The sequence below is a fragment of the Microbispora sp. NPDC049633 genome, assembly GCF_040675265.1.
Taxonomy (GTDB): domain Bacteria; phylum Actinomycetota; class Actinomycetes; order Streptosporangiales; family Streptosporangiaceae; genus Microbispora; species Microbispora maris.
In genome coordinates this window covers 19,425-39,411 of record NZ_JBFAOO010000060.1, presented here as the reverse complement: position 1 = coordinate 39,411, position 19,987 = coordinate 19,425, and the positions used below count along the sequence as shown (strand labels likewise).

20 protein-coding genes, 1 tRNA gene and 1 riboswitch are annotated in these 19,987 nt (G+C 71.9%); of the genes, 8 read left to right on the top strand and 13 right to left on the bottom strand.

The genetic code is table 11. The annotated features are described in order from the left end of the window. Positions 1–352: 352 nt before the first annotated feature. The 3 genes from AB0J39_RS17960 to bcp form a co-directional block, all read right to left on the bottom strand. On the bottom strand, positions 353–541 hold the full coding sequence (locus tag AB0J39_RS17960) for a hypothetical protein (RefSeq protein ID WP_363465766.1): 189 nt from the start codon (positions 539–541) through the stop codon (positions 353–355). Between the two features lie 25 nt (positions 542–566). Then, a tRNA-Leu gene (locus AB0J39_RS17955) sits at positions 567–643 on the bottom strand. Positions 644–1,171: 528 nt separating this feature from the next. Further along, positions 1,172–1,639, bottom strand: coding sequence for a thioredoxin-dependent thiol peroxidase (bcp, locus tag AB0J39_RS17950; RefSeq protein ID WP_363465763.1), 468 nt, complete (start codon positions 1,637–1,639; stop codon positions 1,172–1,174). Positions 1,640–1,773: 134 nt separating this feature from the next. Between bcp and AB0J39_RS17945 the strand changes: the two genes are divergently transcribed. Beyond that, on the top strand, positions 1,774–2,100 hold the full coding sequence (locus AB0J39_RS17945) for a DUF3618 domain-containing protein (RefSeq protein WP_169981972.1): 327 nt from the start codon (positions 1,774–1,776) through the stop codon (positions 2,098–2,100). A gap of 112 nt (positions 2,101–2,212) precedes the next feature. On the opposite strand, the gene AB0J39_RS17940 is transcribed toward AB0J39_RS17945, so the two are convergent. Then, positions 2,213–3,388: an amino acid deaminase/aldolase gene (locus tag AB0J39_RS17940; RefSeq protein ID WP_363465757.1), complete on the bottom strand. Its 1,176-nt coding sequence runs from the start codon at positions 3,386–3,388 to the stop codon at positions 2,213–2,215. Between the two features lie 200 nt (positions 3,389–3,588). Here AB0J39_RS17940 and AB0J39_RS17935 point away from each other — a divergent pair, with 200 nt between their 5' ends. Both AB0J39_RS17935 and AB0J39_RS17930 read left to right on the top strand, forming a co-directional pair. Then, positions 3,589–4,293: a DUF6286 domain-containing protein gene (locus tag AB0J39_RS17935; protein WP_363465755.1), complete on the top strand. Its 705-nt coding sequence runs from the start codon at positions 3,589–3,591 to the stop codon at positions 4,291–4,293. A 1-nt stretch (position 4,294) separates the two neighbouring features. Further along, positions 4,295–4,771 (top strand): hypothetical protein, encoded by a 477-nt coding sequence (locus AB0J39_RS17930; protein ID WP_363465752.1) that lies wholly within the window; start codon positions 4,295–4,297, stop codon positions 4,769–4,771. Here AB0J39_RS17930 and AB0J39_RS17925 read toward each other — a convergent pair. The 9 genes from AB0J39_RS17925 to AB0J39_RS17885 form a co-directional block, all read right to left on the bottom strand. Continuing rightward, a complete protein-coding gene (locus AB0J39_RS17925) occupies positions 4,700–6,163 on the bottom strand; it encodes a hypothetical protein (protein WP_363465750.1) in 1,464 nt (487 codons plus the stop codon). The genes AB0J39_RS17930 and AB0J39_RS17925 overlap by 72 nt on opposite strands. A gap of 93 nt (positions 6,164–6,256) precedes the next feature. Then, positions 6,257–7,630, bottom strand: coding sequence for an L-serine ammonia-lyase (locus AB0J39_RS17920; RefSeq protein WP_363465748.1), 1,374 nt, complete (start codon positions 7,628–7,630; stop codon positions 6,257–6,259). A 24-nt stretch (positions 7,631–7,654) separates the two neighbouring features. Further along, positions 7,655–8,047, bottom strand: a complete 393-nt coding sequence (gene gcvH / locus AB0J39_RS17915; RefSeq protein WP_363465746.1) for a glycine cleavage system protein GcvH — start codon at positions 8,045–8,047, stop codon at positions 7,655–7,657. Further along, positions 8,044–9,135: a glycine cleavage system aminomethyltransferase GcvT gene (gene gcvT / locus AB0J39_RS17910; protein ID WP_363465743.1), complete on the bottom strand. Its 1,092-nt coding sequence runs from the start codon at positions 9,133–9,135 to the stop codon at positions 8,044–8,046. The genes gcvH and gcvT overlap by 4 nt, the downstream gene beginning before the upstream one ends. Positions 9,136–9,274: 139 nt before the next feature. Beyond that, a riboswitch (glycine riboswitch) is annotated at positions 9,275–9,372 on the bottom strand. Positions 9,373–9,575: 203 nt separating this feature from the next. Next, the gene (locus AB0J39_RS17905) at positions 9,576–10,355 is read right to left on the bottom strand and encodes an AfsR/SARP family transcriptional regulator (protein WP_363465771.1); all 780 of its coding nucleotides are present in this window, start codon (positions 10,353–10,355) and stop codon (positions 9,576–9,578) included. Between the two features lie 431 nt (positions 10,356–10,786). Then, the gene (locus AB0J39_RS17900; RefSeq protein WP_363465740.1) at positions 10,787–11,476 is read right to left on the bottom strand and encodes a gamma-glutamyl-gamma-aminobutyrate hydrolase family protein; all 690 of its coding nucleotides are present in this window, start codon (positions 11,474–11,476) and stop codon (positions 10,787–10,789) included. Between the two features lie 9 nt (positions 11,477–11,485). Beyond that, complete coding sequence (locus AB0J39_RS17895) at positions 11,486–12,250, bottom strand: 3-oxoacyl-ACP reductase (protein ID WP_363465738.1); 765 nt, start codon at positions 12,248–12,250, stop codon at positions 11,486–11,488. Between the two features lie 4 nt (positions 12,251–12,254). Further along, positions 12,255–13,586: an aldehyde dehydrogenase family protein gene (locus tag AB0J39_RS17890; protein WP_363465769.1), complete on the bottom strand. Its 1,332-nt coding sequence runs from the start codon at positions 13,584–13,586 to the stop codon at positions 12,255–12,257. Positions 13,587–13,630: 44 nt separating this feature from the next. Beyond that, on the bottom strand, positions 13,631–14,968 hold the full coding sequence (locus AB0J39_RS17885; protein WP_363465735.1) for a glutamine synthetase family protein: 1,338 nt from the start codon (positions 14,966–14,968) through the stop codon (positions 13,631–13,633). 151 nt (positions 14,969–15,119) lie between these two features. On the opposite strand from AB0J39_RS17885, the gene AB0J39_RS17880 reads away from it, so the two are divergent. From AB0J39_RS17880 to AB0J39_RS17860, 5 genes are all read left to right on the top strand, one after another. Next, positions 15,120–15,899: an FCD domain-containing protein gene (locus AB0J39_RS17880; protein WP_363465733.1), complete on the top strand. Its 780-nt coding sequence runs from the start codon at positions 15,120–15,122 to the stop codon at positions 15,897–15,899. Between the two features lie 139 nt (positions 15,900–16,038). Next, complete coding sequence (locus AB0J39_RS17875; RefSeq protein WP_363465730.1) at positions 16,039–16,908, top strand: hypothetical protein; 870 nt, start codon at positions 16,039–16,041, stop codon at positions 16,906–16,908. 112 nt (positions 16,909–17,020) lie between these two features. Then, on the top strand, positions 17,021–17,215 hold the full coding sequence (locus AB0J39_RS17870; protein ID WP_363465728.1) for a hypothetical protein: 195 nt from the start codon (positions 17,021–17,023) through the stop codon (positions 17,213–17,215). 38 nt (positions 17,216–17,253) lie between these two features. Continuing rightward, positions 17,254–17,955, top strand: coding sequence for a hypothetical protein (locus AB0J39_RS17865; RefSeq protein WP_363465726.1), 702 nt, complete (start codon positions 17,254–17,256; stop codon positions 17,953–17,955). A gap of 91 nt (positions 17,956–18,046) precedes the next feature. Next, positions 18,047–19,834: an ABC transporter ATP-binding protein gene (locus tag AB0J39_RS17860; protein WP_363465724.1), complete on the top strand. Its 1,788-nt coding sequence runs from the start codon at positions 18,047–18,049 to the stop codon at positions 19,832–19,834. Positions 19,835–19,987: the final 153 nt, after the last annotated feature.

The following is a 19,987-nucleotide window of genomic DNA, read 5'->3' as shown; positions in this document are numbered from 1 at the left end:
GCGCCCCCGGGGGGGGCCGCCCCCCGGGGGGGGGTGGGCCCGCCCGGGCCCCGGCTGCTTCCCCCCCCCGCGTGGGCGCCGCCCCGGGGGGGGGGCCCCCCCCCCGCCCACGGGTCTCTCCGGCGGGTTGCCGGGTCGCCGCGGCTGTCGGCTCCTCCCGGTCACGGGCATCGAAACGTCCCGGGTGGGCCCGGCCGGTCGGTCACCGGAGCGCGCCGGTCGGCGCGTGGGCGCCGCGAGAGCCGTACGGTGACAAACCCTCGTGGGCCTCTGCTCGCCGTACGGCCGGACGAGAACGGGTCGTCGTTGTCCTTCTGATCCGCCCTGGATATGCGGTAGCTCTCCATCGCAATCATTCCCGCTCACTCTGAGCGCGGAGCAGAGCGATGGCAGTGCGGATGGCGGAGGACCGAGACGGAGCTCCTTCCGCCGCCATGAAGCGTTCGAGGAAGGCGAGGTCTTCCGCTGAGACCATCACGGCCATCTTCGCGGGCGGCGCCTTCTTCTCGCCGGCAGAATCCGCCTCAACCGCGGAATCCATTGCGCCATTGTTTCCACTTGAGTCTTGGTGGGGTCGGCGGGATTCGAACCCGCACTGTACGGCACCTAAAGCCGCGGTCTCCTGCCGTTGGACTACGACCCCTTCGCGTTTTCCCTTGCCCGCGAAATTCTCGGTCTGAGAATGGCAGTTCGGGCAGAGAAATCGCAGATTCTCTCTTCTGTTGTCCAGCCAGTTGCCGTTGACGTGGTCGATGTGCAATGTCAGCGACCGGCCTTGCCAAGTGCCGCCTATCTTACAGTCTGCGCAGCGGTAGGGGACTCCCACTTCACGCAGCGCCCGCCGGAGCTTGCCCGGCTTCTCGCGAGCGGCGCCGACGGGATTCAGGACCAGCACGTCCGCCGGTAGACGCCGTCGCGGCGACGGCTGGCCTCGCCTGTGAGCCTGGCCAAGGAAGTGGGTTGTGTCGATACCGAAGTGCTTGAGACGGCGGCTGATGTGGGCGTGGGCGCCGCCCGACCATGGGATGCCGAGATGACGCAGCACATCGGCGATGCTGCTCGCGGCCGCCGCCGCGTCGGCGAGCAACTCTGGGGTGTACTTGTACTTCGCCATGTCCCGGAATTTATCGGCGGGCGCCGACAATTCCGGGAGCGCGTCGAAAGGGATATGTCAGGAGATTTCCAGCTCTTTTGTGAGTCGGGCGACGTGACCGGTGGCCTTCACGTTGTAGAGAGCCTTCTCGATCTTCCCGTCGGGGTCGATGACGAACGTGGACCGGATGACGCCCATCACGGTCTTTCCGTAGTTCGTCTTCTCGCCGTACGCGCCGTACGCCTTGTGCACGTCCAGACCGGTGTCGGACAGCAGCGGGAACGTGAGCGCGTCGCGCTCGCGGAACTGCCGCAGCTTGGCGGGCTTGTCCTTGGACACGCCCAGCACCACGAAGCCCTGCTCGGTCAGCGCGCCGAGGTTGTCGCGGAAGTCGCAGGCCTGCTTGGTGCATCCGGGGGTCATCGCCGCAGGGTAGAAGTACAGGATGACCCGCTTGCCGCGGAACGTCTCCAGCGAGACCTCGTTGTCGTCGGCGTCGGTCAGGGTGAAGTCCGGCGCGGCGTCGCCGGGCTGGAGCTTGCTCATCACGTCCTCCGGAAAAGGTGACCCGCGGCGATCGGCGGGCAAGCGTCAACCAAACTACCGGCTCAGCCGCTGTGCGGGGCGACCGGCGGACCTGGCAGACTGATCACACACCAATACCACAGAAGGGGGATCGCATGGCGGACACCGATCCCGATGCGCTGGAGCTGAAGATCGAGCGCACGCGGGCGGAGCTCGCTCGCACGGTCGACGCCATCGCGGACCGGGTGAGCCCGAAGCGGGTCGCGGAGCGCGGCGTCGCGAAGGCGAAGGCCAACGCGCGCGACTTCGTCACGTCGATGGAGGACATGGTCCTGGGGCCGCGCACGTACGCCCCGGCCGACGGCGAAGGGGAGCAGCCCGCGGAGTACCCGGCGCCCAACATGGCTCCGGTGCTGATCGGAATCGGCGTGGTCGTCGTCGTGGGCGCGGCCATCGTGCTCCTGCGCCGCCGCTCCCGCTGACCCGCCGGAAACGACGCCGCTCCCGCTGACCCGCCCAGGGACGACGCCGCCGTGACGCGTTTCGCGGCGGCGTCCGCGTTGCCGCGGCAAGGCGGCCCCCAGGCCGGCGCGGTCAGAGGAAGGTCTTGCCCTCGCCGCGGTAGGTCGGGACCTCCTCGGTGACCCGGTCGCCCTCGATCAGGTGCAGCGAGGCGAAGCGCTCGCACAGCTCGCCGGCCTTCGCGTGCCGGAACCAGACGCGGTCGCCGAGGCGGAGATCGGCCGCGGCCTCGCCGAGCAGGGGCGTCTGCACCTCGCCCGCGCCCTCGTCCGGGTGGTATCGGAGCCCGGCGGGCAGGTACGGCTGGGGCAGCCGGGTGGGCCCCGGGGCGCCGGAGGCGGGATAGCCTCCTCCGAGCACGGTCACGATGTCCGGCGCCGGCTTGCGCACGACCGGCAGGGCGAACAGCGCCGCCGGCCGGCCGGTGAAGCCTCGGTAGAAGTCGAACAGCCGGGGATGGAAGAACCCGGAGCCCGCGGCGACCTCGGTGACCGCCCGCTCGGCGACGGTCTTCTCGATGCTTCCGGTGCCTCCGCCGTTGACGAACTCCAGGTCGGCCACCTGACGCACGGCCTGCACGACGCGTCCGCGCCGGACGACCAGCTCGCGGCGCGACCGCTCCTGCATCAGGCGCACCGCCCGCCCGTACGGCCCGGGCACGTCGTCGCCCACCCCGGCGATCTGGGCCTCGTACGCCATGAGTCCGGCCAGCCGCAGTCCCGGGCGCTTGGCGATGTGGGCGGCGATCTCGGCGGCCTGTTCGGGCTCGCGGATCGGCGACCGCAGCGCGCCCGCGCGGAACCTGCCGCCGAGAGCCACGAACCCCGCGTCGAGGTCCAGGCACACCCGGACGCGGTGGGGAAGCCGGAGGCTCTCGATCAGGTCGAGGTGCTCGGGCGAGTCCACCATGACGGTGATCTCCCTTGCGGCGACCTCGTCCGATCCCAGGGTGCGCAGCGCGGTCCTGTCCGCGGTCGGGTAGGCCACGAGCACGTCCCGCAGGCCGGTGGAGACCAGCCACAGCGCCTCGGGCAGCGTGAAGGCCATGACGCCCGAGACGCCGTCCATGGCCAGGACCCGTTCGAGCACGGGCCGGCACCGGATCGACTTGCTGGCGACCCGGATCGGCTTGCCCCGGGCCCGGCGCACCATGGCGGCCGCGTTCGACCGGAGCGCGTCCATGTCGAGGACGGCGAAGGGCGGCTCCAGGTGGGCCGTGGCCTGGTCGAGGCGCTGTCGGTCGTCCATGTGCGCAGCCTAGTACGGCGCCGGCCGAAATACATGAGCTGAATTCATGTTAGCCGCGCGTGGGTAAAGCCTCCGGCGGGGAGCCGCCAAGATCGCGCAAGGCGGCGGGTGACCCGCCCCTCCCGCCGCCGCGCCGTGTACCCATGGTGACGTGACTACCGAGCGGACCCGGCGCGGTGAGCGGAAAGGGTGAACGGCTGATGAGCGTCGTGCAGGGATTCCTGGCGGGTTCGTCGGCAAGGAGTGCCCAGGGCGCCGGAGGAGCGGGGAGCGCCCAGGGCGCCGGAGGAGCGGGGAGCTTCCAAGACGCTGAAAGCGGCACGGGCGCCGGAAGCGGCATGGGCGTCGCCGCGGACCGCGTGGCCGGTCGCCGGGCCGCCATCCGTGCTCTGCGGCCGGGCCGCACTCCGGCCGCCGTCGCGGTCGCCTCCGTCCTCGCCCTGCTCGGCTGGGTGCTCACCGCGGCGGTCGTCGCCGTCATGATCGGAGGGTCCCTGCCCTGGCGGCTGCCGCCCCGGCTGCTGAACGTCACGCCGGCCGACCCCGTCGTCCCCGTCGCCGCGGTCGGCATGATCGTCTGCGGGGTGGGGCTGGTGGCCCTCGCGCTCGTCCCCGGCCGTCCCCGGCTCGTGCCCCTGGAATGCCGGGACCCGCTTCTCGCCATGGGCCTGACCCGCGCCGGTCTGCGCCGTACGCTCGCCGCCTCGGCCCGCGAGGTCGAGCACGTCCGCCGGGCCGACGTCCACATCCTCCGCAGGCGGATCGAGGTCGCCGTGGTGGCCGACGCGGACACGACCGGCGCCCTGCTGCGGGAGGTCGGCGCGGCCGTGGGAGACCGGCTGTCGGGTCTCGGCGTCCGGTCCCGCCAGGAGGTCGTCGTACGGCTGCGCAGGAGAGGGGGCTGAGGTGCGCCGGCGACTGGGGAACCGGGTCGGGCTCTGCCTCGTGGGCCTCGCGCTGGTCGCGGGTGGCGCCGGTCTGCTGGCCGCCGCGCGGCGGCGGCCCGGTGCGGCCCTGGCCGACGCGAGCGTGACCGACGGGCGGCCGTGGGCGCTGCCCCTGCTGGCCGGAGTGGCCATGCTGCTCGCCCTGGTCGCGACCCGCTGGCTCGTCATGGCGCTCGGCTGGGGCCGGGTCGGCAGCCGCACAGGTTCCGGCATCGCCATGCTCGGCGTGGCGCTGAAGGGGATCGACGGGATCGGCCGTATCTCCGTCAGGCTCGTGCGCGACGGCAGGCTGCGGGTGTCGGTGTCGCTCCAGCGGTCCGCCGACTTGCGGCAGGTGATCAGGCGGCTGGACGAGTCGGCGATCTCACGCGTTCGCCGCGCGGTCGGTCGAGACGACGCGCTTGCGGTCGTCCGCCTGCACGTCCGCCGCCGCTGACCGTCCCCGGGCACGCCTCTGCGAGCGCTCCTCCGACCGTCCCTCTGATCGCCACGGCGCGCGGGTCGCGCCGGAGCCGAGGGCGAGGCCGGCGGCCAGGCAGGCGAGCGGCACCACGGGCACCACGTAGCGGTGGTCGAAGGCGGCGATCAGGGGCGGCAGCAGGAGCAGGACCGCCGCCGCGGTCCAGGGCAGCAGCGCCGTCCACCGCCGCGCAACCAGCCCGGCGAGGCCGGCCAGCAGGATCGCCGCCAGCAGCGGCCCGCGCAGGAAGCCCTGTTCCTGGTAGGCGCGCAGCCACCCCGCGAACGGTTCGACCACGTCGGTGTCCCCGGAGCCGCCCTGGTAGGCGGTGGTCAGCTCGGGCGCCGTACGGCCCGAGGAGGCCACCTTGTCGGTGAACGGCTTCACCGAGGCGGGGAACACGTACGCGCTCTGCGTGCCCGGTGCGGGGTAGACCTTCCGGTCCCATTCGAACGCCCACATGGCGTCGTGCAGACCGGTCGTCAGGAAGTCGAGGGGCTGGCTGCGGATCGCCAGCGAGGCGAACTCGCCCGCCAGGCGCTCCTTGTCCTTCTTCACCCGCTGGATGGGGGAGTCGGCGTCCCAGATGTAGGCGGGCGCGGCGAGCCGGGGCCCCGACGGGCACAGCACCGCCAGTTCCTCCGGCGGCTTCATGACCGCGCAGTCGGCGAAGGTCATCGTCCGCGACCACAGCCAGGTGCTGCTGCCGCCCATCCCGTACGACCCGTGGGCGTCGTGGAACCAGACGGCGTACCCGCCGAGCACGGCGGACGCGGCGGCGAGCCCGGCGAGCGCGGTCCGCCAGCGCCGGGCCAGCAGCACCGGCAGCAGTGCCAGCGCGATCAGGGGCAGCCCGAGGGTGCGGGTGATCGTCGCCAGCCCGAGCAGCAGCAGCGCGGCGACGACCGACCACGCGCCGGGCCTGGGACGCCACAGCAGGATCGTCACGGCGGCCACGATCAGCGCGGTGAACAGCAGGTCCGCCATGACGAGGTGTTCGAGCTGGATCTGGTGGACGTCGAGCAGCACCGGAGCCGCCGCCAGCGCCGCGCCCCAGCCCGGCAGCCGGGTGCGGCGACGCAGCAGCGCGTACACGCACACGGCCATGCCGAGGCCGAGCAGGTGCTGGACGACCACGACGGCGGTGATGCTGTGCAGCGGGCTCAACGCCGCCAGGAACAGCGAGTAGCCGGACGGCCGAGAGGGCAGCGGCCGCAGGTCGAGGGCCGAGCTGAGGTAGGCGAAGGAGTCGGCCCAGAACCACAGCGCGGGCCGGTAGCCGAGCACGGCGAGCGCGCGCAGCGCGACACCCGCCGCCAGCACGACCAGGAACGCCCGATGCGGGCGCAGCGCCTCGCGCCACCTCACGTGACGGCCCTCCTCATCGCCGGGAAGCCACCACGATATTGGTGAGCCGCACGCGCGTCACATCGAGAGACGCCACGGCCCGCCTACGCCGGGTCAGCACTCGATGACGTTGACGGCGAGGCCGCCGCGCGAGGTCTCCTTGTACTTGTCGAGCATGTCCCTGCCGGTGTCGCGCATCGTCTTGATGGCCTTGTCCAGCGACACGAAGTGGCGCCCGTCGCCGCGCAGCGCGATGCGGGCCGCGGCGATCGCCTTGATCGAGGCGACCGCGTTGCGCTCGATGCACGGGATCTGGACGAGCCCGCCGATCGGGTCGCAGGTCAGGCCGAGGTTGTGCTCGATGCCGATCTCGGCGGCGTTCTCGACCTGCTCCGGCGTCCCGCCGAGCGCCTCGGTGAGGCCCGCCGCGGCCATCGAGCAGGCCGATCCGACCTCGCCCTGGCAGCCCACCTCCGCACCGGAGATGGAGGCGTTCTCCTTGAACAGCACGCCGATCGCGCCCGCGGTGAGCAGGAAACGGACGACGCCGTCCTCGTCGGCGCCCGGAAGGAAGCGCATGTAGTAGGACAGGACGGCCGGGACGATGCCGGCGGCGCCGTTGGTCGGCGCGGTGACGATCCGGCCGCCCGCGGCGTTCTCCTCGTTGACGGCCAGCGCGAACAGCGTGACCCAGTCCATCGCCCGCAGCGGGTCGGTCCCGTCGGCCTCGCCCTGCAGCCGCCGGTACAGCTGGTGGGCCCGGCGGCGCACCTTGAGGCCGCCCGGCAGGACGCCCTCGCGGCTGGTGCCGCGCCGTACGCACTCGGCCATGACCGCCCACAGGTGCAGCAGGCGGGCCCGGATCTCCTCCTCCGTACGGCCGAAGGCCTTCTCGTTCTCCATCATGAGGCCGGAGATCGACAGGCCGGTCTCCGCGCAGTGCGCGAGCAGCTCGTGCGCGGTCGTGAAGGAGTACGGCAGCACCGTGTCGTCGGGCTTGATCCGGTCGGCGCCGGTGGCGTTCTCGTCCACCACGAAACCGCCGCCGACCGAGTAGTACACCTTCTCGCGCAGCACCGTGTCGTCGGCGTACGCCGTGAACCGCATGCCGTTCGGGTGGTGGGGGAGCGACAGCTTGCGCTCGAAGACGAGGTGCTCGCCGACCACGAACGGGATCTCGTGCACGCCGTACAACGTGACCGTGCCGCTCGACCGCATCGCCGCGAGCCGTTCGTCGACGGTGTCGACGTCGACCAGCTCGGGCTTGTCGCCGGACAGGCCCAGCAGGACCGCCTTGTCGCTGCCGTGGCCCTTGCCGGTCAGCCCGAGCGAGCCGTACAGGATGGCCTCGACCCGGGTGACCTTCTCCAGCAGCCCGTCCTCGTGCAGCCCGCGGACGAACTTGTGCGCCGCCGCCATCGGGCCGCCCGTGTGCGAGCTGGACGGCCCGATCCCCACCTTGAACAGGTCGAAGACGCTGATCGCCATTGACCGTCGCCTCTCAACCGCCGGTCAGGACTCGCCGGAGGTCAGCGCGGTGTACTCCGCGGCCGACAGCAGGTCATCCGGCTCCTCCTCCACGCGCACGCGGAACAGCCAGCCCTCGCCGTACGGGTCGGAGTTGACGAGCCCGGGGGTGTCCGCGACGGCGGCGTTGATCTCGACGATCTCACCGCTCACCGGCGCGAAGATGTCGCTCACGGACTTGGTGGACTCCACCTCGCCGACCGCGTCGCCGGCCGCGACCGTGGCGCCGACCTCCGGGTGCACCTCCACGTAGACCACGTCGCCGAGCTGCTCGGCCGCGTACGCCGTGATGCCCACCGTCACGGTGAGGCCGTCCTCGATCCCGGCCACCCACTCGTGTTCCTTGGTGTAGCTCAGGTCGTCCGGAATGGTGCTCACTTGCTCCTCCTGTAGAAAGGCAGATCGACGACGTCGACCGGTTCTTGGCTGCCCCGGATGTCCACGGTCAGACCGCCCTTTTCCAGGGCGTCCTCGTCGACGTACGCCATGGCGATCGGGCGGCCGAGGGACTGCGACGGGGCGCCGCTGGTCACCTCGCCGACGACGGCGCCGTCCCGGGTGACGGGGTAGCCGTGGCGGGGGACGCGGCGGCCGCGCGCCACAAGCCCGACCAGGCGCCGGGTGGTGTCGTTCGCCGCGACCCGCTCGAGGGCGGCCTTGCCCACGAAGTCGCCGGGCTTGTCGAAGCGGACGACCCGGCCGAGGCCCGCCTCGAACGGCGTGATCGCCGCGCTCAGCTCGTTGCCGTACAGCGGCATGCCGGCTTCCAGACGCAGCGTGTCGCGGGCCGACAGCCCGGCGGGGACGAGCCCGGCGTCCCTGCCCGCCTCGGTGAGGGCGTTCCACAGCGGCACGGCGTGCTCGTTCGGCACGAACAGCTCGAAGCCGTCCTCGCCGGTGTAGCCGGTGCGCGCGATCAGGACGGGCGTGCCCGCGACGACGCCGGGGAGGATGGCGTAGTACTTGAGCTCGTCGAGGTCGGCGTCGGTCAGCGGGGCCAGGATCTCGGTGCTGCGCGGTCCCTGCACGGCGACCAGCGCGTACTCGTCCGACCGGTCGGTCACCCGCGCGTCGTATCCCCGGACCCGGTCGGCGAGCTCACGCGCGACGAGGGCGTAGTTGGAGGCGTTGGCGACGACCATGTACTGGTCTTCGTCGAGCCGGTAGACGATGAGGTCGTCGAGGATGCCGCCGGTCTCGTTCACGATCATCGTGTAGCGGGCGCGGCCGGGCGCGAGGACGCTGAGGTGCCCCACGAGGGCGTGGTCGAGGGCCTCGCCCGCCTGCGCCCCGACGACGAAGATCTCGCCCATGTGGGACAGGTCGAACAGCCCGGCGGCCGTGCGCACCGCGTTGTGCTCGGCCGACTCGCTGCCGTAGCGCAGGGGCATCTGCCAGCCCGCGAAATCGGTCAGGGTCGCGCCCAGGCTTTCGTGGACCCCGCGGAGCGGGGTGGATCGGGACATGCCCACCTCGGAAAGGACGGATGCAGCGTTGAACTATCGGGCATCCTCCCCCTCTGTCATCGGCGCCTGAGAGCTTCGTCCGATCTTTGCCGGACTTTCACCTTCGGCGAGGCCTGCCGGCCTTCTTTCCAGAGGTCACCTGGCCCGTACGGTCCTTTGCCTTGAGAGGTTCGCGGGGAGGGCTTGCTCCTTCAGGGGCCCTGACCGGATGCCAGGACGCTCTCCCGCACGGGATCACTGGTGCGCTGCCCAGCCTAGTGGTTCGCCGCCACCCCCGTAACCTGCCGGACGCCCTGACTTCCCGGCCCGCGCCGGCGGCGCCACCGAGTCGGCGTCATCGAGGTCAGGAAGGCCGGTAGGCGTCGTGATAGCCGACGGCGAGCCAGACGAGCACCGGCTCGCCGGACTCCGCCTCCTGAAGAGTGAAGGTCGGCTACCCGTCACATTCCGTGGTCGGGGTCGCGGGGCGGGCGATGACCCGCGCGGACGCGTGCCGGGGTGGAGGAAGGGTCGTCGGTGACGATCCGCTGGTGGAGAGCCTGGGTGTCGGGGGACGGTTCGGTGCCGAGGCGGTCGACCAGGGTCCGGCGCAGCCGCTGGTAGGACGCCGAGGCGTCGTGGGTGCGGCCCGACCGGTGCAGCGCCAGCATGAGCTGCCGGTGCGGCCGTTCGCGCAACGGGTGCCGCCTCGCCCACTGGGTCAGGCCGCCGACGATCTCACGGTGGTCCCCGAGCGCCAGCCGTACGTCGAAGAGGTCCTCGGTCGCCGCGCGCCGGTCCTCGTCGAGGCGCTCCGCCCACGCGGCGAGCTCGTCCACGTGCCTCATGCCGGCCAGGGCGTCGCCCCGCCACAGGCTCAGCGCGTTCTCGAGCATCCGCGCGGCATTGTGGTAATCGCCATTGTCGCGAGCGATTCTGCCCTGCGCGGTGAAATCGTTGAATACTGCAGCATCCACGGATCCCGGCGGTACGGAAAGAAGGTACCCGCCCTCCACGCTGTGGAGCGGAGAAAGGCCGGGGTCCCGCGGAGAGAGCCGCCGCCGCATCTGTGCGATGTAGGTGGTAAGATTCCGGCGCGCAGATTTAGTGGGACAGCCATTCCAGAGCAGATCGATCAGCCTGTCCCGATGAACCGTGACATTGGCATTCAGCAGGAACAGCGCCAGGAGCTGCCGGTGCCTGGGGGCGAGCCCGGCGATGACGTCCCCCGAGGGCTTCATGGCCAGGAACGGTCCGAGCACGGCGTATAACACGGTTCCCCTCGCACGCGAAAGCAGCCTGAACGCGCCGGCGATGCGGCATTGACAGGAATTTGACGATATCCCTCTACGCCTGCATTCGTCAAAATTGCGTTTTTCGCGGCGCCTGTCCGGGTGTGTAGTTCCGTCGATGACATTGCGTTCCGTATAACGATGAATGCCGAGCGAACATGCACGTGCATCAAATGAAATCGGTTACAGAATGCGGGGAGCGCGCCTCCGCGTGTTTCCGGCGGGCCCGTCTGTGATGGTGCGCGAAGGCGAACGCCGTGTTCACCGGGGCACCGCAGGCCGTTCGCCGCGCGATCACGCAGGGTGCGGCCGCCGTGCCGATGCGTCTGTCGCGAGGCGGAATCGCGGCCCGGGGCGACGCGCGCGTCGCCCCGGATTCCTCAAGGGCGAGCGGCGGCGACGAGGGCGTGGAAGAGGGGGCCGTCCTCGTCGGCCTCCGGGTGCCACTGCACGGCCAGGGCGAACGCCGCGCCGGTGACCTCGACGGCCTCGATCGTGCCGTCGTCCGACCGGGCGGTCACCTCCAGGCCGTCCGCCAGGCGGTCGATCGCCTGGTGGTGGTAGTGGGCGGGCGTCAGGTCCTCGCCGTGGTAGATCTCGGCCAGCCCGGGCGAGAGCCGTACGGGGACGCGGCCGAACGTGCCGGGGGCGGGGGAGTGGTCCGTGTGGCCGACCACGTCGGGCAGGTGCTGGTGGAGGGTGCCGCCGAGCGCCACGTTGAGGACCTGCAGCCCCCGGCAGATGCCGAGGAACGGGAGGCCGGCCTCCAGCGCCGCCGCCATCAGGCCGAACTCGGCATCATCACGAAATTTCCGGACGTAGCCGGTCTGGGGGGCGGGGGTGGAGCCGTACCGGGCGGGGTCGATGTCGCCCCCGCCCGCGATGATCAGTCCGTCCAGCCGCCCGGCCAGCTCGGCGGGCTCCCCGGCGGGCGGCAGGATGACCGGCTGCCCGCCCGCCCGCTCGACGTGCTCGACGTACATGTACGGCAGCAGCGCCGCCGGCATGTCCCACACCGTGAACTTCGCCGGCTCGACGTAGCACGTCACGCCGATCACGGGACGAGCCATCCCCGCCCCCTACAGCGGAGTGACGTACGCGCCGGAGATGCCGCCGTCGACCAGGAACTCCGAGGCGGTGATGAACGACGCGTCGTCGGAGGCGAGGAACGCGACCGCCGCGGCGATCTCCTCGGCCCGGGCGAACCGGCCGATCGGCACATGGACGAGACGGCGCTGGGCGCGCTCGGGGTCCTTGGCGAACAGTTCCCGCAGCAGCGGGGTGTCCACCGGCCCCGGGCACAGCGCGTTGACCCGGATGCCCTCGCGGGCGAACTGGACGCCAAGCTCGCGGCTCATCGCGAGCACGCCGCCCTTGGAGGCAGTGTAGGAGATCTGCGAGGTCGCCGAGCCCATGACCGCGACGAACGACGCGGTGTTGATGATCGAGCCCTTGCCCTGCCGTCGCATGTACGGGATCACGTGCTTGCAGCACAGGTAGACGCTGGTCAGGTTGACCTCCTGCACGCGGCGCCAGGCGTCGATGCCGGTCTCGAGGATCGAGTCGTCGTCCGGCGGGGAGATGCCCGCGTTGTTGAACGCGACGTCGACGCTGCCGAACTCCTCGAACGCGGTCCGGTACATCCGGGCCACGTCGTCCTCGTTCGCCACGTCGGCCTTCACGAACAGGCCGCCGACCTCTCCCGCGGCCTTCGCGCCGGCCTCCTCGTCGAGGTCGGCCACCACGATCTTGGCGCCCTCCTGGGCGAACCGGTGGGCCGTGGCCAGCCCGATGCCGCTGCCGCCGCCGGTGATGACGGCGACGCGGTCCTGCAAACGCTGCATTGATCTACTCCGTGGCGATGAATACGTTCTTGGTCTCGGTGAAGGCGGACAGGGCGTCCGGGCCGAGTTCGCGGCCGAGGCCCGACTGCTTGAAGCCGCCGAAGGGGGTCCAGTAGCGGACGCTGGAGTGCGAGTTGACCGACAGGTTGCCCGCCTCGACGGCCCGCGCCACGCGCAGCGCCCGGCCCACGTCGCGCGTCCAGATCGACCCCGACAGCCCGTACGCCGTGTGGTTGGCGACGCGCACGGCGTGCTCCTCGTCGTCGAAGGGGACGACGGAGACCACCGGGCCGAAGATCTCCTCGGTGTACGCGCGGTGGAAGGCCCCCGAACCGGGCGCGAGGGGGTCGAAACCGTCCGGCGCCGCCAGCACGGTGGGCGCGAACCAGTAGCCGGGCCCGCCCGGGCACGACCCGGCGGCGTACACCTCCGCGTCCGTGACGAACGAGGCGACGCGCTCCCGGTGCTCGGCGCTGACCAGCGGGCCCATCTGGCTCGCCGGGTCGTTCGGGTCGCCGACCTTGACCGCGCGCACCGCCTCGGCCAGCCGCGTGAGGAAGCCGTCGTAGACGGAACGCTCCACGAGGATGCGCGAGCGGGCGCAGCAGTCCTGGCCGGAGTTGTCGAAGACCGCCATCGGGGCCGACTCCACCGCCCGGTCCAGGTCGGCGTCGGCGAAGACGATGTTGGCGCTCTTGCCGCCCAGCTCCAGCGTCACCCGCTTGACCTGCTCGGCGGCCTTGGCGCCGATCAGTTTCCCGACCTCGGTCGAGCCGGTGAAGACGATCTTCCGTACGTCCGGGTGCTCCACGAGCCGGGCGCCGGCGACCTCGCCCTCGCCCGGGACGACCTGCAGCACGCCCTCGGGCAGCCCGGCCTCCAGGGCGAGCTCGGCCAGCCGCAGCGCGGTCAGCGGGGTCCACTCGGCCGGCTTCACGATCACCGCGTTGCCGGCGGCGAGGGCCGGGGCGACCCCCCAGGTCATGATGACCATCGGGAAGTTCCACGGCACGATGATCCCGACCACGCCCAGGGGCTCGGCGAACGTGACGTCCACCCCGCCCGCGACCGGGATCTGCCTGCCGTGGTCGCGCTCGGGCGCGCCCGCGTAGAAGTTCAGCACGTCGCGGACGTTGCCCGCCTCCCAGCGGGCGTTGCCGATCGTGTGCCCGGCGTTCGCGATCTCCAGCCGGGACAGCTCCTCGGCGTGGTCCTCCACGACCTGCGCGAAGCGGCGCAGCAGCCGCGCGCGCTCGCCCGGAGCCACCGCGCTCCAGGCCGGGAACGCCCGGCGGGCGCGCTCGACGGCGCGGTCCACCTCGGCGGCGTCCGCCATCTCGACCTCGGCGATCACTTCCTCGGTCGCCGGATTGACTATCTTCACAGCCGTTCGAACCCCCGATAGAGCTCCCAGTCGGTGACCGCCGCGTCGAAGGCGGCCAGCTCGACCCTCGCGTTGTTGGCGTAGTGCTCGACCACGTCCTTGCCGAACGCCTCCTCGGCGATCGGCGACCCCTCCCACAGCGCCAGGGCGTCGCGGAGCGTGGCCGGCACCCGCTCGGCACCGGAGTCGTAGGCGTTCCCGCCGAACGGCTCCTCCAGCTCCAACCCCGCTTCGATGCCGCGCAGCCCCGCCGCGATCATCGCGGCGACCGTGAGGTAGGGGTTGACGTCGCCGCCGGGCACCCGGTTCTCGATTCGCAACGAGGGGCCGTGGCCGACCAGCCGCAGCGAGCAGGTGCGGTTGTCCACGCCCCACTTGACGGCGGTGGGGGCGAAGCTCCCGGGCACGAACCGCTTGTAGGAGTTGATGTTGGGCGCGTAGAGCAGGGTCAGCTCGCGCATCGCCGCGAGCTGACCGGCGATGAACCGCCGCCCGGTCTCCGACAGCCCGTACGGCTCGCCGCCCGCCATCACCGGTGTGCCGTCGGCGTCCCGCAGCGAGATGTGGATGTGGCAGGAGTTGCCCTCGCGCTGGTTCGGCTTGGCCATGAAGGTGATCGACCTGCCCTCCTGGGCGGCGATCTCCTTGGCGCCGTTCTTGTAGAACACGTGGTTGTCGCAGGTCGTCAGCGCGTCGGCGTACCGGAAGGCGATCTCGTGCTGTCCGAGGTTGCACTCGCCCTTGGCCGACTCGACGTACAGCCCGGCGCCTTCCATGCCGAGCCTGATCTTCCGCAGCAGCGGCTCGATGCGGGAGGTGCCGAGCAGCGAGTAGTCGACGTTGTAGAGGTTGGCCGGAGTCAGGTCGCGGTAGCCCCGCTGCCAGGCCTGCTCGTAGCTGTCGTCGTAGACGACGAACTCCAGCTCGGTGCCGACGTACGCGGTCCAGCCGCGTTCGGCGAGCCGGGCGAGCTGACGGCGCAGGATCTGCCGGGGGGAGGCCACGACGTCCGCGCCGTCCTCCCACACCAGGTCGGCGAGCAGCAGGACGGTCCCCTCGTGCCAGGGCACCCGGCGCAGCGTCGACAGGTCCGGCCGCATCACGAAGTCGCCGTACCCGCGCTCCCAGGACGACATGGTGTAGCCGTCCACGGTGTTCATGTCGACGTCCACGGCGAGGAGGTAGTTGCAGCCTTCGGCGGCGTGGTCCAGCACCTCCTCCAGGAAGTACCGCGCCGACAGCCGCTTGCCCTGCAGGCGCCCCTGCATGTCGGTGACCGCGAGCAGGACCGTGTCCACGCGGCCCGCTTCGACGTCATCGCGGAGTCGCTCCACGCTGAGCACGGTGCCTCCCGTCCAAAAGTCTGGAATCAGACCATTGAGGGCATGCAAGCACCATGTTCCCCTCGTCGTCAACAATGCTCCCGGGGTTTAACCTCGATCGGAGGAACGGGGGCCCGCGGCGACGGGGGGAGGGACGACGCGCATGGAGATCACCCCGGCGGAGGCGTCCGTCTCCCGCCCGCGCGTACCCGCCGGGACCGTGGGGATCACCGGAGTGGTGTCGCTGCTGCGGCCGGTGCGGGCGGGCAACGCGTTCGAGGAGACCGTCGAACGCCTTCTCCAGGCCGTCAAGCTCGGTGTCGTGCCGCACGGGGAGAAGCTGCCGCCGGAACGCGAGCTGGCCATCCGGCTCGGCATCAGCCGGGTCACGCTGCGCGAGGCGATCCGCGCCCTGCAGGAGGCCGGCTACCTCGACGTACGGCGCGGCCGGTACGGCGGGGCCTTCGTCGTCTACCGGCCGCCGAGCCCGCGCGAGGGCGACCTGCGCAGGGCGGTCACCCGCATGGGTGAAGACGACCTCGAAGACGCGCTGACGTTCCGGATGGCCGTCGAGTGCGGGGCGGCCAGGGTCCTCGCGACCACGGAGCTGACCGCGCGGCAGCGGGAGACGCTGGACGCGCGGCTGGCCGGGGTGAACGACGCGGCCCCGGCCGACTACCGCCGGATGGACATCGCGTTCCACCTGGCGATCGCGGAGCTGAGCGGCTCGCCGCTGCTGGCCGCCGCCTGCGCGGACGCCAGGCTCCGGGTGACCGACCTGCTCAACGCGATCCCCGTGCTGCGGCCCAACATCGAGCACGCGGCGGCCCAGCACGCCGCCATCGCGGCCGCGATCCTCGACGGCGATCCCGAGGCGGCCGAGCGGGCGGTGGCCGAGCACCTGGAGGGCACGGCGGCCCTGCTGCGCGGCTTCCTCGCCTGACCACTCTTACGCGCCTGGTGCCCCTCCCGCCGATCTTCGCCCCCTCGCGTCGCCCGGAGTGGCACCACCCTGGACACCGCTCCTGAGGGGCGAAACCCGTCGGTCGCGGCACTAGCATCGGAGGCCGGGGGATCGCTTCATGACCGACTGGTTTCACGAACGCATCATCGAGGCGCACCGTCTGCCGCTGTTCTGCTTCTTCGTCGCGCTGATAACGGCGTTCGTCTTCACGCGGGTGAACGTACGGCTGATCAGAGCGCGGGTGCGGTGGCTCGGCAACGTCAGCGTGGGCGAGATGCACATCCACCACGTCGTGTTCGGGGTGGTGCTCACACTGCTCGGCGGGGTGGCCGGGCTGGTCCTGTCGGACGTGTCCACGGGGTGGTACTCCTTCTCCTCCGCCGTGTTCGGCGTGGGCGCCGCCCTCGTGCTCGACGAGTTCGCGCTGATCCTGCACCTGCGCGACGTCTACTGGCAGGAGGAGGGCCGCGCCTCCGTGGACGCGGTCTTCGTGGCGATCGCGGCCACCGGCCTGCTGCTGCTCGGGCTGCGCCCGCTCGCCTGGAACGGCGCGGACGGCGCGGACGGCGGAGGGGGCTGGAAGGCCTCGGCGTTCCTCGTCGTCAACCTCGTCTTCGCCGTGGTCACCCTGCTGAAGGGGAAGATCTGGAGCGGCCTGCTGGGACTGTTCGTGCCGCCGCTGCTGTACGTGGGGGCGGTGCGGGTGGCGCGTCCCGGCTCGCCGTGGGCCCGCTGGTGCTACTCCGAGCGGGCGAGACGGCCACGGCCGCGACTGATGGCCAAGGCGGTCCATCGGGAGGAACGCTGGCGCCGCCCGGTCATCAGGGCGAAGATCGCGGTGCAGGAGTTCGTCTCCGGCCGCCACGACCTGCCCGCGCCCGTGCTGCCTCCGCGGCGCCACCGGCGGCGGGTGGTGTCCCCGCGCCCCCGGCCGGGTGCCGACCACACCGTGCGGCACGGGCGGCCGGGCCGCCCCCGGGCCCGCTGAGTCACCCGCCGGAACCTCTGTGAGGTGCGCGGATCTCCCCATGAGCATTTCGGCCGGTTCTATGGGTATTTCACCCATGTGTGAGAACTGTTGGGGGGCGGGAGGGGCGGTAATGGAGTCACGCGAGCGGTTGATGTTCCAACGGATGGCGGCCCAGCTCAAGCGGGAGGCGGCGCTGCTCACGGGGGACCGGCTGATGGCCGCCGAGGCGCGCGGTGAGGAGGCCGAGGCCGACCTGTGCCTCACGTGGTACGAGATCATGGACACCATCCGGCAGATCCGCCTGCTCTACGGGGTGCCCGGATGACGCGTCGTCACAGTGGGTGCGGACGCGATACTGAGACGGTGACCGTGTCCCCGGCCTTCTCCGCGCCCCCGTTCCACCTGCGCCTCATCGAGGACGCGCGGCCCGTCCTCGACCGGTACGGCCTGCTGCTCGCCGGCGGCTACGCCCTGCTGGCGCACGGATGCACGTCTCGGCAGGTCGGCGACCTCACCTTCGCCACCGGCGGAGAGGCGCCGCTGGCGGACATCGGCGGGGCGCTGGCCGAGGCGTTCCGGAGCACCGGCCTGTCGGCCGAGGTGTGCGAGGCGGGCGCCCGTATCGGCCGCGTCGTCGTCACCGACGAGATCACCGGCCAGTCGTGCGAGGTCGCCCTGCTCCGCGAGCCGCTGCGGGACCGGCCCGCCGACGCCGGGCCCTGCCGGGTGGTGGGCCTGGACGACGCGGTGGGTCTCAAGGTCCGCGCCCTGCAGGACCGCGGCCTGCCACGCGACTTCGCCGACGTCGCCTCGGTGTCCGGCCTGTACCCTTTCCGCCTGCTCGAACAGCTCGGCGAGCAGTTCGACGACGAGTGGCGGGTGGAGGACCTGGTCGAGCGGCTGGAGACCGTCGACCTGCTCGCCGACGAGGCGTTCGGCGGCCTGGACGAGGAGGGCGTCGCCGCCGTGCGCCGCTTCGCGTACGCCTGGGCCGAGGACATCAAGCTGCGCCGCGTCGACGACGGCGACGCCGAGTTCGACCTCGACGTGCCGGACGTGGACTGATCCGGGACGCCTGAATCCCCGCGCGCACCGGCGTTTCCGGTGAATTAGTGTCTCCGGGAGATCGCACGCCGGGTTCGCGCGAGGGGGCTCCATGGGGACGGACGGCGACGGCCCCGGCGGTGGCCGGCCCGGACCGGGGACCAAGGCGTCCCTGGGGGAGCGCGCCTCCTGGCGGCTGCTGTTCGACCAGGTGCGCCCGCACCGGCGGGTGCTCCTGCTGGGCGGCGTGCTCAGCCTCGTCGGCAGTCTCACCGGGCTCGCCATGCCGGTCATGGCCAAGCGGGTGATCGACACGTTCGGCGAGGGCGGCGCGCTGGTGGGCCCGGTGCTCGGGCTGTCGCTCGCGGTCCTGGCCGGCGCGGTGATCTCGGCGGCCGGGCGGTTCCTGCTGGAGCGGATGGGCGAGACGATCGTGCTCGACTCGCGCCGCGGCCTGGTGGACCGCATCCTGCGGCTCAGGGTCTCCGACGTGGACCGGCTCAAGCCCGGCGACCTGCTGTCGCGGGTCGGCTCCGACACCACGCTGCTGCGCGCCGTCTGCACGGACGCGCTGGCCTCGCTGGTCGGCTCCGTCTTCACGTTCCTGGGCGCCGCCGTGATGATGGCGATCATGGACGGCCTGCTGCTGGTCGTCACGCTCGCCGTCGTCGCGCTGGTCGGGCTCCTGGGCGTGGTCATCGCCCCGCGCATCCGCCGCGCCTCCCTGCAGGCGCAGGTGGCGCTCGGTGAGATGGGCTCGGTGCTCGACCGCGCCCTCCAGGCGTTCCGTACGGTCAAGGCCGGCGGGGCGGAGGCGCGGGAGACCGCGGCGGTGAGCGCGGCGGCCGTCGAGGCGCGCGACCGGGGCGTGGCCGCCGCCGCGTGGACCTCGCTGGCCGGGATCGGCGCGTGGATGTCGATCCAGCTGGCGTTCCTGGCGGTGCTGGGGGTCGGCGGCGCGCGGGTGGCGGCGGGGGAGATGGAGATCTCCGCCCTGATCGCGTTCCTCATGTACCTCTTCTACCTGGTCTCCCCGATCGGCCAGATCGTCCAGAGCCTCACGCAGATCCAGAACGGACTGGCCGCGGTGACCCGCATCCAGGAGATCGCCACGCTGCCCACCGAGCCCGCCGCCGCCCCCGTCACGCGGACGGGAGGCGAGCCCGTCGGGGTGACGTTCTCCGGGGTCGTCTTCCGTTACGGCGAGGACCGCCCGGTGGTCCACCACGGTGTGACGTTCGAGGCGCCCGCCGGCGGCATGACCGCGCTGGTCGGCCCCTCGGGCGCGGGCAAGTCGACGGTGTTCGGCCTCGTCGAGCGGTTCTACGAGCCGCAGGAGGGATCGATCACCGTCGGCGGGCGGGACATCCGCGACTGGCCGCTCGGCGAGCTGCGGGCCATGCTCGGGTACGTCGAGCAGGACGCCCCGGTGCTGGCCGGTACGCTCCGGGAGAACCTCGTCTTCGGCGCGCCCGGCGCGACCCCCGAGGAGATCGCCCACGCGCTCGCCCGTACGCGACTGGACGACCTGGTGGAGCGGCTGCCCGAGGGACTGGAGACGCAGGTCGGCCATCGCGGGGTGCTGCTGTCGGGCGGCGAGCGGCAGCGGGTGGCCATCGCCAGGGCGCTGCTGCGCCGCCCAGGGCTGCTGCTGCTCGACGAGGCGACCTCCCAGCTCGACGCGGTCAACGAGATGCGGCTGCGGGAGGTCGTGGCCGAGGTGGCGCGCGAGACGACCGTCCTGGTGATCGCCCACCGGTTGTCCACCGTGACCGGGGCCGACCGCATCGTGGTGATGGAGGCCGGCCGCGTGCGGGCCTGGGGCACCCACGACGAGCTGGTCGCGGCCGACGAGCTCTACCGCGAGCTGGCCGCCACACAGTTCCTCGTCCCGTCTTGACCGGCGGCCCGCGAACCTCCGCAGACGCCGATGGCGAAGCCGTGAGCAGCCCTTACACCGGGCCACAGCTTCTTTCGACCGGAGACCGGGAAGATCGGTGGTGCGTAACCTCTCCTTCACCACCGCCCGGTTCCCGGAGCAAACGCGCGTGCG